The organism is Nocardia yunnanensis, assembly GCF_003626895.1.
GTDB classification, from domain to species: Bacteria; Actinomycetota; Actinomycetes; order Mycobacteriales; family Mycobacteriaceae; genus Nocardia; species Nocardia yunnanensis.
The window spans coordinates 714,533-726,998 of the sequence record NZ_CP032568.1 but is presented as its reverse complement, the minus strand read 5'-3'; the positions used below and the strand labels follow the sequence as shown (position 1 = coordinate 726,998).

The 12,466-nt window shown below is 68.0% G+C and carries 12 protein-coding genes and 1 pseudogene; 9 read left to right on the top strand and 4 right to left on the bottom strand.

The genetic code is table 11. The features are described from left to right. Positions 1–99: 99 nt before the first annotated feature. Positions 100–1,902 carry a 2-isopropylmalate synthase gene (gene leuA, locus D7D52_RS03410; protein ID WP_120735012.1) on the bottom strand — a complete coding sequence of 601 codons (1,803 nt, stop codon included), beginning with the start codon at positions 1,900–1,902 and terminating at the stop codon, positions 100–102. A 368-nt stretch (positions 1,903–2,270) separates the two neighbouring features. On the opposite strand from leuA, the gene D7D52_RS03405 reads away from it, so the two are divergent. Both D7D52_RS03405 and D7D52_RS03400 read left to right on the top strand, forming a co-directional pair. Further along, positions 2,271–2,489: a hypothetical protein gene (locus tag D7D52_RS03405; protein ID WP_120735011.1), complete on the top strand. Its 219-nt coding sequence runs from the start codon at positions 2,271–2,273 to the stop codon at positions 2,487–2,489. A gap of 16 nt (positions 2,490–2,505) precedes the next feature. After that, complete coding sequence (locus D7D52_RS03400) at positions 2,506–3,147, top strand: hypothetical protein (RefSeq protein ID WP_120735010.1); 642 nt, start codon at positions 2,506–2,508, stop codon at positions 3,145–3,147. 498 nt (positions 3,148–3,645) lie between these two features. Here D7D52_RS03400 and D7D52_RS03390 read toward each other — a convergent pair. After that, positions 3,646–3,738, bottom strand: a pseudogene (locus D7D52_RS03390) (IS5/IS1182 family transposase); the annotation flags it as partial. Positions 3,739–3,836: 98 nt separating this feature from the next. Continuing rightward, positions 3,837–4,127, bottom strand: a complete 291-nt coding sequence (gene acpM, locus D7D52_RS03385; protein ID WP_120735008.1) for a meromycolate extension acyl carrier protein AcpM — start codon at positions 4,125–4,127, stop codon at positions 3,837–3,839. Positions 4,128–4,202: 75 nt separating this feature from the next. Between acpM and D7D52_RS03380 the strand changes: the two genes are divergently transcribed. The 7 genes from D7D52_RS03380 (at position 4,203) to D7D52_RS03350 (ending at position 11,298) form a co-directional block, all read left to right on the top strand. Continuing rightward, on the top strand, positions 4,203–5,156 hold the full coding sequence (locus D7D52_RS03380) for a MerR family transcriptional regulator (protein WP_222932778.1): 954 nt from the start codon (positions 4,203–4,205) through the stop codon (positions 5,154–5,156). A 21-nt stretch (positions 5,157–5,177) separates the two neighbouring features. After that, positions 5,178–5,495 (top strand): DUF222 domain-containing protein, encoded by a 318-nt coding sequence (locus D7D52_RS03375; RefSeq protein ID WP_246023618.1) that lies wholly within the window; start codon positions 5,178–5,180, stop codon positions 5,493–5,495. Between the two features lie 84 nt (positions 5,496–5,579). Further along, a complete protein-coding gene (locus D7D52_RS03370) occupies positions 5,580–6,443 on the top strand; it encodes an alpha/beta fold hydrolase (RefSeq protein WP_120735006.1) in 864 nt (287 codons plus the stop codon). A 157-nt stretch (positions 6,444–6,600) separates the two neighbouring features. Further along, positions 6,601–7,170, top strand: coding sequence for a Uma2 family endonuclease (locus D7D52_RS03365; RefSeq protein ID WP_120743762.1), 570 nt, complete (start codon positions 6,601–6,603; stop codon positions 7,168–7,170). A gap of 224 nt (positions 7,171–7,394) precedes the next feature. Next, positions 7,395–8,129 carry an ABC transporter ATP-binding protein gene (locus D7D52_RS03360; RefSeq protein WP_120735005.1) on the top strand — a complete coding sequence of 245 codons (735 nt, stop codon included), beginning with the start codon at positions 7,395–7,397 and terminating at the stop codon, positions 8,127–8,129. After that, positions 8,114–9,682 (top strand): hypothetical protein, encoded by a 1,569-nt coding sequence (locus D7D52_RS03355; RefSeq protein WP_162958149.1) that lies wholly within the window; start codon positions 8,114–8,116, stop codon positions 9,680–9,682. Before D7D52_RS03360 ends, D7D52_RS03355 begins: the two co-directional genes overlap by 16 nt. Positions 9,683–9,876: 194 nt before the next feature. Further along, on the top strand, positions 9,877–11,298 hold the full coding sequence (locus D7D52_RS03350; RefSeq protein WP_120735003.1) for a vanadium-dependent haloperoxidase: 1,422 nt from the start codon (positions 9,877–9,879) through the stop codon (positions 11,296–11,298). Between the two features lie 28 nt (positions 11,299–11,326). Here the strand turns inward: D7D52_RS03350 and D7D52_RS03345 are convergent, their stop codons facing one another. Further along, entirely contained in the window at positions 11,327–12,466 is a 1,140-nt protein-coding gene (locus tag D7D52_RS03345) for a GDSL-type esterase/lipase family protein (RefSeq protein WP_246023617.1), read from the bottom strand.

Genomic DNA, 12,466 nt, shown 5'->3' with positions numbered 1-12,466 from the left:
CGGCGCTATTGCGACCCAACGCTAGCATTCTCAGCCCCTCCGGACGCGGCGAGCCCGCCCCGACGAAGCCGGGACGGGCTCTCCTACCAGCACTTTCATTCAGCTCTTGCGGGCCGCGCGGTTGACGGCGGAGACGACCGCGCGCAGTGACGCCGTGGTGATGGAGGTGGCGATGCCGACACCCCAGGTGACCTGATCGCCGATGGCGACCTCGACGTAGGCGGCGGCCTGCGCGTCGTCACCGGAGGACATGGCGTGCTCGCTGTAGTCCAGCACCCGCACGTCGTAGTCGATGGTGGCCAGCGCGTCGACGAAGGCGGCCAGCGGGCCGTTGCCCTCACCGGAGATGGCGTGCTCGACGCCGTCCACCTTGACCACGGCCTCGATGTGGTCGACGCCGCCGTCGGTCTCCGAGGCGGTGACCTTCTGGCGGATGCGCTCCAGCGGCAGGATCGGGGTCAGGTACTCCTCGGAGAAGACGTCCCACATCTCCTTCGGGGTGACCTCGCCGCCCTCGCCGTCGGTGATCTTCTGCACGGCCTGCGAGAACTCGATCTGCAGGCGGCGCGGCAGCACCAGCCCGTGATCGGTCTTCATGATGTAGGCCACGCCGCCCTTGCCGGACTGCGAATTCACCCGGATGACAGCCTCGTACGTGCGTCCGACGTCCTTCGGGTCGATGGGCAGGTACGGGACCTCCCACACGATGTCGTCCACGTCCGCGCCCTGTGCGTCGGCGGCGGCCTTCATGGCGTCCAGGCCCTTGTTGATGGCGTCCTGGTGCGAACCGGAGAAGGCCGTGTACACCAGGTCGCCGCCGTAGGGGTGGCGCTCGGCGACGGGCAGCTGGTTGCAGTATTCGACCGTGCGGCGGATCTCGTCGATATTGCTGAAGTCGATCTGCGGGTCGATGCCGCGCGAGAACATGTTCATGCCCAGCGTGACCAGGCAGACATTGCCGGTGCGCTCGCCATTGCCGAACAGGCAGCCCTCGATGCGATCGGCGCCGGCCTGGTAGCCCAGTTCCGCGGCGGCCACGGCGGTGCCGCGATCGTTGTGCGGGTGCAGCGACAGCACGATCGAATCGCGGCGCGCCAGGTTGCGGTGCATCCATTCGATGGAGTCGGCGTAGACGTTGGGCGTCGCCATCTCCACGGTCGCGGGCAGGTTGATGATCAGTGGCTTGGCCGGGGTGGGCTGGATGATCTCCGAGACCGCGTCGCACACCTCGCGGGCGTAGTCCAGCTCGGTGCCGGTGTAGGACTCCGGGCTGTACTCGTAGCGCCAGTTGGTGTCCGGGTAGCGCTTCTCGACCTCCAGGCACAGCGCGGCGGCGTCGGTGGCGATCTTCTTGACGGCCTCGCGGTCGGCTCGGAAAACCACGCGGCGCTGCAGGATCGAGGTCGAGTTGTAGAAGTGCACGATCACATTGGACGCGCCGGCGCAGGCCTCGAAGGTGCGCTCGATCAGCTCGGCGCGGGACTGGGTCAGCACCTGAATGGTGACGTCGTCCGGAATCGCGCCGTCCTCGATGATCTCGCGGACGAAATCGAAGTCGGTCTGCGAGGCGGACGGGAAGCCGACCTCGATCTCCTTGTAGCCCATGCGCACCAGCAGGTCGAACATGCGGCGCTTGCGGGCGGGGCTCATCGGGTCGATCAACGCCTGGTTGCCGTCGCGCAGGTCGACGGCGCACCAGCCGGGCGCGCGGTCGATGATCTTGTCCGGCCAGGTGCGGTCGGGCAGCTCGACGGGCTCGACCTCCTCGGCGAACGGGCGGTACCGGAACACCGGCATCGAGGAGTTCTTCTGCGCGTTCCAGGCGGGCTGGTCGGCGGGCGCGGGCTTGGACGGCGCGGTGATGGTGCGCGTTCCGGATACGAAAGCGTCAGCGGGTGACATGGCGATTTATCTCCGAGGGTGTGGCTGGATCCCAGGTAATGGGGTAGACCGGCACGGCAGATCCCCGCGACGGGAGCCGGTCCGTATCAGACCCCGTCGCGGCGGCCGAGGAGAAGTGCCCGCTGCATGATGATCTCGAGTTTACAGGGGCGCGATAGGTGCCCGTGAGTCGGGGAGGCGGGGGCCACAGACCGAGTGTGGCAGCTCGGCGCGGCGGCCGTGCGGAGTTCGGGAACGAAGCGCGGGGCGCCGAACGCGGACGGCGTTGCCGGGCGGCGTTTTTCGGACAGATCGGACGACACGCGGTGACCTCCGGAAGATGTCGCACCCGGGTGATATCACCGTAACAACGAGCGAAGGAGGTTGCGGTGCGTCCCACGAATTGCGCACTGTGCGAATCGGCTCTCGATCACTGCCACGGCACGCTGATCGCGCATGCCGCCGGAACGGTGGAGTGCACCGATTCCGACTGTTTCGACACCGGCCGGGCCCGGCATCTGTTCGTGGCCGACTGCGGCGACGTGGCGGGCGGCTGCACGTGCGCCGCGCCAGTGGTACAGACCGGTCGCCACGACGTCGCCGGCTAGCCACTAGCCTGGCCGGGTGAGCTACGACCTGGTGCTGCTGCCCTCCGGCGCCGCCGCCTCCCCCGCCGAGGTGGACGCCTATCTGACCGCGCAGGACGGGCGGCAGGCCGCCGAGGCCGTCACCGAGGTTGCCGCCGAGCTGGATCGGCGCAATGCGGCGCTGCCCGAGGTCGACGCCTTCCTGGGCGCGCCCGCCGCCGACGGCGTGCTGGGCGGCGCGCTGTTCGTGTCCACGCCCTACGACGCCATCGGGCACACCCGAAACCTGTTGTTCGAGCTGGGAACTCCGCGCGGGTACGCGGTGTGGGATCCGCAGCTGGCCTGGCTCGCCGATCCGGCCGGTGCGGTCGCCGCGGCCGTCACGCACGGCGGCGCGGGTGAATTCCCGTATTTGACAAAGGAACTCGTCGACGCCTGGATTCCCGAACTCGGGCAGCCGGGTCCTTATCTGATCGCCGAAACCGGTGATCAGGTTTACATCCAGACCTATCGGCATCCCGATGGGCATTACGACCTCGAATACCGGGAAGGCTCGGCCGATAAGCATTTCGCCGCGACCTGTGGTGACGCGCGAATTGTCGCCGATCTGATCTGGGGCTGGGCGACCGGAGATCGATCGGGATTCGAGACGCTCGATTGGCGGCAGCTCACGTTCTGAGCCGTCGAAATAACGGAGCGATTTCAATTTCGGCTCGCCCGACTCGGCAATTAAGGCTGCGCGCGTGCAGGAAAGCTAATGTGCTGAGAGTTGGGACATCGTGAATTCCCGCGATGTCGCCGAGCTTGGCCGCATTTACTGCCGAAGGCGAGGAGCGAGAGATGAAGCTACGCTCGACGATGAGCGCAGGGACCATGCGTAAGAGCTTGGCGGTCGTCGCCGGATTGGCGGCTACCTTCGCCATCGCGGTGGCTTTGCATGCCAGCGGGGCCGGGGCGGATATCCCACGGAACGTGCAGCATATTCCCTGCCCCCACCCGGCGGCGTTGCCCGCGCCGCCGACCTGGACTTAGACAACTCTCGTAACTCTCAGGGGTTCCCCCTGAAACCCCACACTCAGGGGGCGCCCCTGAAACCCCATGGAGCCCAGGGTCCCCCGAAGCCCCCAGGGTTCCCCGGAAACACCATTGAGCCTTTCCGGGTAGCGGCGTGTCGTGGTCAGGTGGTTCGGCGGTATTCGTGGTGCAGCAACACCAGAGCAGCCGCGACGATGGCACCGATACGCCAGGGGCACAGGCTGACTCGCCGCAACGCCCGGAACATTGGCCACCGACTGCACTGGTCGACCTGGCGACGACGACACCAACACCGCGCCAAAACCAGCCACTACCAGCGGCGAACCGGTCGACTCACATGATCACGAAGTCCGGCTGGAGTACTAGGTGGGGTTGGGTGGCTTCCATTTTCTGGACGTAGGTGACTGCGTCGGCGACGGTTCGGAGGGAGGCTAGGTCTTCGTCGGGGATCTTCACCTCGTATTTGTCTTCCAGTTGGACGGCGATTTCCACGAGGGACAGGGAGTCGATTTCCAGGTCGTCGACGAAGGACTTGTCGAGGGTTACGTCGGCGGCTTCGATGCCGGTGACTTCCTCGACGATTTCCGCGATGCCGGCGATGATTTCTTCCTGCGTGGTAGGCATGGCCCGTACGCTAGGAGCTCCAGTGGGGTGGAGGTTCTACAGGTTGTGACGGACAGCACACAGAATGATGTTCTGGTGAGCATTGGGGAGTTGGCGCGCAGGACCGGGGTTGCGGTGCGGACGATCCGGTTCTATTGCGACGAAGGGATTGTGGAATCCTCGCGCAGCGCGGGCGGTCATCGCATGTTCGACGCTACGAAGGCCACCGAGCGGCTGCTGGTGGTGCGGCGGCTGCGGGCGTTGGGTCTTGGGCTCGAATCGATTACCGATGTGCTGCACGAGAAACGGTCGCTGCCGGAAGTCATTGCCATCGAAAAGTCCCGGCTGGATGAGGAATTGACGCAGCTGGTTTGGCGGCGAGCGGCGTTGCGGGCCGTCGAAGGTGCTGCTGCGGTGCAGCGGCCCGCGACGTTGGCGTTGCTGGCCGCCGCCCAGGACGGTGCGACGGTCCACGATTGTCTGGTTCGGTTCTGGCGGCGCGTCCTCGCGCCGCTGCCGCGGACCGCCAGCGATCCCTGGGTGTGCTGGAATGTCCCCGAGCCGCCCGCCGATCCGTCCGTCGACGACGTGCTCGCCTACGCCGAGCTGGCGGCCCTCGTGGCCGACCCCGACGTGACCGGCATTGTGCGACGGCAGTATTGGCGAAACCGACCGGAGCTGATCCGAGACGCGCACGCGCTGTACACCGAGATCGGCGAAGTGATGGTGGATGTGGTCTCGCTGGTCACCGAAGGAGTCCGGCCCCAAGGTGGCCGCGAACTCGATCGCTTCGTCACCGCCCACGCCCACGCGCGCGGTGAACGCGACACCCCGCGCTTCCGTGAACAGATGCTGATCGACGCCAGCGACGCCGATCATCGGATCCATCGATACTGGGCGTTGACCGGCAAACTTCTCGGCCCCCGGGTGACGATCGGGCAAGCCCACAACTGGCTCTACGATGCCCTTACCAGCGCCGATGACGTGACGGTCGAAACGGTCGGCCGGACGCAAACTCCTGTAACCAAGATTGTCGAACATATGTTCTAACATTGGGGTATGGTGGCTCGCGTGAACACACATTCGACCGCGCTGGCGCCGGATGCGCCAGTAGCAGGATGGCCGGAACTGGCCGACGTCGACTTGCTGCGCACCCTCGTCGAAATCGAACGCCGCCGGAGGCGGCTGGACGCCGCCATGCGCGCGGCCGTCGCCGAAGCCGGGCGCCGCGGTCTCGCCGCCGACACCGGCTACCGGGACACCGTCGAGCTATTGACCGATCTGCTGCGAATCAGTGCTCAGGAAGCGCGCCGGCGGATCGGATACGCGGCGCCGCAGGCTCGCTCGCGTTCCCGGAAGGTCTGGAAGGCGCTGGCGGCCGCGAGCTGACGTCGCTGCCTTCGGGATACCCACGGGCGCAGTGCCATTCAACCGTTCGCGGCGAGCGAGAGGTGAGGATGGGAGCATGGGGCGGTGTTCGAGGGCTTCGAGGAGTGGGACGTTTCGGTCAGTGAGTCCGTCACCCTCCATGGGAGGAGCGGGGGTGACGGACCGGGAGTGGTGTTGTTGCACGGGCATCCGCGGACGCATACGACCTGGCATCGGGTAGCTCCCGAGATTGCTCGGGCCGGATTTACGGTGGTCTGCCCTGATCTGCGGGGATACGGGCGGTCATCCAAGCCTGAACCGGACGAACGGCATGAGGTCTACTGCGATCGCGCGATGGCGGGCGACATCGTTGCCTTGATGCGTGACTTCGGGCATCGACGATTCGCTGTCGTAGGGCACGACCGGGGGAGTTATGTTGCCTACCGGACCGCTCTCGACCACCCCGATGCCGTGACGCGACTGGCCGTGCTGGACAGTGTTCCGATCCTCGAGGCGCTCGAACGCGCTGACGCACGGTTCGCCGAAAGTTGTTGGCACTGGTTCTTTTTCGGTGCTTCCCCGCACGCCGAGCGCGTGATCACAGCCGACCCGCTGGCCTGGTATCGCCCCGACGAGAACGCCATGGGGACCGAGAACTACCGCGACATGACTCGCGCGGTCAGCGACCCGGCCACCGTGCGAGCCATGCTGGAAGATTACCGAGCGGGCCTGGCGATCGATCGCGCACACGATGCGACAGACCGAGCCGCGCACCGCACGATCGCTTGCGACACCCTCGTCGCATGGTCCACCCGCGACGACATGGAAGCCCTCTACGGCAACCCCGCCGACATCTGGCACTCCTGGGTCAGCGGCGAATTGACTTCCGCCCGTATCGAATCCGGTCACCACATGGCCGAGGAAAACCCCACCCAACTCACCGAAATCCTCACGCGATTTCTCCGATAGTCCTCGCTCCACATGGCGGGCGATCAAACGTTCGTCTTCGGTGAGTCGGATCGGAAGATGGGCTAGCGTCGGATTGTCGGCTGTGGGTCTGCGACCAATTGCGAATCAGGGGGTGTTTGCCTTGGCGATGCCGGTGTCCAAGCCGGACAATTCGTGTATGCATGTGCCCGCTTCGGATCGCTGGACCGCGGCCGATCTCGATCATCTCCCCGAGAATGGGCTCAGGTACGAGGTCCTCAATGGTCAGCTCATCGTGAACGCCGCACCGAAACCGATCCATCAGCGGTTGGTCTCCGCGCTGGGGCGGATCCTCGAAGATGCGCTACCCGATGGTATGCACATGGTGCCGGGTGTCGGGGTTCTGATCGGGGAGGACGAGCCGATTCCGGATCTGCTGGTGTGTGCTGGGCCGATCTCATGGGACGAGCGGGGGATACCGGCCGGGCGGGTGAAGCTTGTCGTGGAGGTGGTTTCGCGGTCTACGGCGGCCATGGATCGGCGGATCAAGCCTGACCTCTACGCCGAAGGCGGCATCCCGGACTTCTGGAGGATCGAGACCCATCGGCTCCGCGGCCAGCTCGGCGATGAGGAGTTGCCGATTTTGTTCGCCTATGCGCTGGGACGAGGCGGCGAGTACGAAGAGGTCGCCCGGTGTTCGGCGGGGCGGATGGCCACCCTGCGATCGCCCTTCGAGGTGAGTTTCGATCCGGCGGTGTTGCTGCCCTAGAGGACCGGGTCGGACGGGGCCACACCCACGAGCCCGAACACCTCGCCGACCTGGCTCGGGCGCTGCACACGCACCGCTGAACAGACGGGTTGGCGCCCACCCCCCGGGGGGTGCGAACCTCCTAATGCGTTGCGGCGACACCGACTGCCGCGATAAGCCTGTGAACAGCGGATACGCACGTATGGTTGGCGCTGGGCCACACCGGAGTGCTCCAAGGAGGGGCGATGACGACCAATGGACAGTTGGCGCTCGAACTGGATGGGTTGTACAAGCGGTTCGGCGGGCCCTGGGTCGTGGATGGGGTGAGCCTGCGGGTGCCGCCCGGATCGTTCTTCGGACTGGTCGGGCCCAATGGCGCGGGCAAGACCACCACGCTGTCGATGGCCGTCGGCCTGCTGCGCCCCGATCAGGGACTCGCGCGGATCTTCGGCACCGACGTGTGGGCGGACCCGGTGCGCGCCAAGGCCGCGGTGGGCGTGCTGCCCGACGGCCTCGCCCTGCCGGAACGTCTCACCGGCCGAGAGTTGTTGAACTTCACCGGATTACTGCGCGGCATGGACAAGGCGACCGTCGTGGGCCGCGCCGACGAACTATTGCACGTGCTCGAGCTGGGCGGCGCGGAAAATACCGTGGTGGTGGACTATTCGGCCGGTATGCGCAAGAAGATCGGCCTCGCCACCGCGCTGCTGCACGCGCCGAAACTCCTGGTCCTGGACGAACCCTTCGAAGCGGTGGACCCGGTGTCGGCCGGCACGATTCGCACCATCCTGCAGCGGTTCGTGGCGTCCGGCGGCTCGGTCGTGCTGTCCAGCCATGTGATGGCGCTGGTGGAGAACATCTGCGATCGGGTCGCGGTCATCAACCGCGGCCGCGTGGTCGCGGGCGGCACCCTCGACGAAGTACGCGGTGAGGGCACCCTGGAAGAGGCGTTCGAGGGGCTGTCGTGGTTGGCGTCCTGATCCGCATGCGGTGGGCCATCACCCGGCGCACCATGCGCGAAGGCCGCGCGGCACTGAACTTCTGGCTCGGCAGCTGCATCGGCCTGATCGCGGCCGGGGTGACGGCGCTGCTCATCGCCACCGCCCACGACACCGTGCACGGCGGCGTGACCGTCGCGGCCGCGCTGTACGGGGCCTGGACGCTCGGCTGGCTCTGCGGGCCGGTGCTCACCGGCAGCAGCGACGAGACGCTGCAGCCGGAGCAATTTCGCCTGCTGCCGTTGACGACTCGGCAACTGGCCTACGGTCTCGGGGCGGCCGCGTTCGTCGGTACCGCGCCCATCGTCAACCTGATCGCCTTCGGCGGACTGGTGCTGCTGGCCGCTCAGATCGGTTGGGGCGCAGTGCTGATCGCGATCCCGGGCGCCATCCTGCAATTGGTGTTCGTGATCCTGTTGTCGCGCGTGGTGGTGGCGTGGCTGGGCGCGGCCATGCGCTCCCGGCGCGGCAAGGATCTGGGCGTGCTGTTCGCCGCCCTCCTCGGATTGGCTTATTACCCTTTGAATCTGCTGGTCGGCGCGCTCGGGCCGAAACTCGAGAGCGAACACGGCGGCCTGTCGGTGGCGCTGCGCGTCCTGCCCTCGGGGTGGGCGCCCTACGCGGTGGAGGCGGCGGCGCGCGGCGACTACCTGTTCGCGGTGCTGCCCCTGCTCGGGCTCGCACTGCTGGCCCTGGTGCTGTGGCAGGCGTGGGCCGTGCTGCTGGAACGCCGGCTCACCTCCCCCGCCGCGGCGGCCGGCCAGGTGGTCGACACCGGCGGCGGGATCCTGGACCGCTTCGTCCCGCCGACCCCGGTCGGGGCGATGCTCACCAAGGAATTGCGCACCTGGTGGCGCGACGGCCGCCGGCGCGCGGCGCTGCTGCCGCTGTTGATCGTGGGATTCGTGCTGCCGGTCTTCCTGTCGGTGCGCGCGCACGGTAGCGGAACCATCCCGTTCTCCGGCGCTTTCGTGGTGTGGCTGGCCACCATGTCCAGCGCCAACCTGTACGGATTCGACGGCACCGCGGTCTGGCAAACGCTCGTCACCCCCGGCGCGGAACGCGCGGATGTGCGCGGCCGCGCCTACGCCTGGCTGATCATCGTCGCGCCGGTCTCGGTGCTGGCCACGCTGATTCTGCCCGGCGCGCTCGGCAAGGCGGAGCTGTATCCGTGGGCGGTCTCGACGCTTCCGGTGCTGCTCGGGGTGGGTGTCGGCGGTGTGGTGTTCCTGTCCACGCATGCGGCGTTCGCGTTGCCGCCGCAGCGCGGCAATCCCTTCACGGGTTCGGGGAATCCGGGCTGTAGCAAGCTGCTCATGCAGCTCGCGGTCGGTCTCGTGCAGTTGCTGGCGGCGGCCCCGGTGCTGGCGATGCTGGGAGTCGGTGCGGGCCTGCGGCTTCCGCTACTCCAGTGGGCGGCGCTACCGGTCGGTCTGGTCATCGGCGGGTTCGCCGCCGTCCTCGGAATCCGCTCGGCGACCAACCGTTTGGGGACGCACGGCCCGGAATTGCTGGCCGCGGTCAAACCCCGCTGAGCCGGAGTGTGGTCGCTACCTGTGTCGGCGTCGATCCGGCGGCCGAATTCAGGTAGCGCACTACTGCGGAGTTCTCCCGTCGCGCCTCCCATCCTGAATCTCGTGAGCGGCAGGCGGGGTGCCGAATCGATTCCGATCCTCGGCCCTCCCCATGCCACTCGCGCAGTTCTCGAACCTTCTGGGAGACAGCGAAAGTGGATCAAATCCTGTATTGGAACGCGGTGGCGCTGGAGTCGGACCGCATGGCGCACACCGAGATCAAGCCCGTGGAACGCGGGTCCCGCGGTCCGGCCGGCAGTTCCCGCGCCCTGGCCATCGTGCACCTGGCCATGCACGATGCCCTCGTCGGCATCTTCGGCGCCCCGCACGGCGCCTGGCTGACCGACCCGCCGGTGGCGGCCAATGGCGCGACACCGGACGCCGCCATCGCGGTGGCCGCCCACACCACGCTCTCGGCGCTGTATCCGACCCAGACCCCGCAGCTGGACAAGGCGTTGCGCGAGGCCGGATTGCGCGGTGCGGGCACCGGTCGCGGCAGCACGCACGGGCAGGCGGTCGGCCGCGCGATCCTGAAGGCCCGCAGCGGTGATCCCACTCTCGGCGACGCCGAGTACGTCCCCGACATCGCCCCGCCCAATCATCGCCCCGACCCGGCCACCCCGAAACAGGGTTACTACGCACCGCATTACGGTGCGCGCTCCCGCTGTTTCGCGGTCACCAGCCGCTATACCGTCGACCCGCCGCCCAAGCACAACGATCCCCGCTACCTTGCCGCACTGCGGGAGGTTCGTGCCAAAGGCATTGCCGCCGAGGCGGTCGCGGCCTTGCCCGCCGGGTTCACCCCGCGCCTGCCCGACGAGACGCTGCGCGCGCACTACTGGGCCTACGACGGCGCGAAACAGCTCGGCAGCCCGGCGCGGCTCTACAACCGGCTGACCCGGGAGATCGCGGTCGCCCGCGGCAACGACCTCGAGCAGAACGCCCGGCTGTTCGCCCTGGTCAATGTCGCGCTCGCCGATGTGGCCATCCTGTGCTGGGACGAGAAATATCGGCACAACCTGTGGCGGCCCGTCCTCGGCATTCGCGAATACGACCTGGCCCTGGGGCCGGAAGCGGTGCCGGGCAACGGACTCGACGGTGACTGCGATCCCGGCTGGCTGCCCCTGGGCGTCCGCGGCAACGAGCATGCCGCGACCGGCGTCGGCACCCCGCCCACCCCGGCCTACCCGTCCGCGCACGCCGCGCTCGGCGGCGCGGCATTGCAGACCGTCCGCCGCTACTACGGCGTCTCGGCCGACGGGCCCGACCTCCTCGCCGACGGAATCGGTTTCGTCTCCGAGGAATTCGACGGGATCGGCATCGACCAGCACGGTGTGGTGCGTCCCCGGCACGTGCGGCGCTTCCCCGGCGGCCTGTGGCAGATGATGGAGGAGAACGCGCGCAGCCGCGTATTCCTGGGCGTCAACTGGCCTTTCGATGCCTTCGCCGCCGATTCGGCCGGGCACATGGACCTGTCGCGCGCCCTCGGCGGCGTGCGGCTGGGCCGTGACGTGGCCGACGACCTGTGGGCCGCGGGGTTGCGCCAGGACCGGGCGGCCGGACCGCGCCTACCCTGAACCCGCCGCGGCCGGTGGCCCCGAGTGCTCAGTGGAAGACCTTCGGCAGCACGGTGAGATCCACCGTCTCCGCCATGACCCGGGCGCCGGCGTCATTGAGGTGCATGCCGTCACCGCAGTCGAGATCGGGCCGGATGACGTCGCGGTTGTCCGGATCCTCCACCGCCGCGGCCACATCGAAGACCGCGTCGAACACGTCGGTGCCGCGCAGCCACGCATTGACCCGGTGGCGCACCGGAATGCCGGTGGCGACGGCCAGACCCGGATAGATCGCCCCGCCGAACGGCCCGATGGTGTTGGCGTAGATCGGAAGTCCCGCCGCGTGCGCCCGCGCGGCCAAGGCGGTGAAACCGGCGATGAGCGCGTCGGCGTCGGCGGTCTCGCCCAGAATCAGGTCGTTGATGCCGAAGTTGGCCCACACGGCCGCCACGCCGGGCACCGACAGCACGTCCCGCTCGAACCGGGCCAGGCCGTGCTCGCCGATCGCGTCGGCCAGCAACTGGTTGCCGCTGATGCCCTGGTTGACCGCCCACCCGGTGGCCAGCCGCTCGTTGAGCACATCCACCGAACGCCGGTTCGCGCCGAGGGTCGAGCCCACACCCTCGAACCAGGAGTCACCGAAGGCCACCAGCACGGGGGTGGCCGCCGGATCGCCGGAGTCGACAGCGACGTCGATTCCGGTGAGGAGAAACCGCGCCGCGGTCTCCTCGGCATCGGACGGTGCGATGTCGCCCGTCCGATCGCCGGGGGCGATCCAGGCCGATTCGACCGGGAACTGCGCGAAGGCCGGGGTGACGGAGTCGGGCAGGTGAATGCTGAGCGCCAGCACGTCGCCGGCCTCGACCGCGAAGTCGATCGGGTCGCTGACGATATCGGCGCCCGCGGGAACACGGACCGACGCGGCTCCCTCGAACCGCACGGGCTGTTCGGTTTCCGGCACGATCTCGCCACCCGTCTTGCGCCGTGCGATGCGCGCCGCGCCGATCGACAGCTCCTCGGCGCCGTACCGGTTGGTCAGCAGCACCCGGAGTCGTGAGCCGCTGCCGCCGACCCGCACCACCTGCCGGACCGTCTCGTTCGTGAAGGTGCGCGGCTCGGTCAGGCGGATCTCCTCGGCCGGATTCACCAGTGGCGCACGGTAACCCGCCACCCAGCGTTGCGTCGTCAT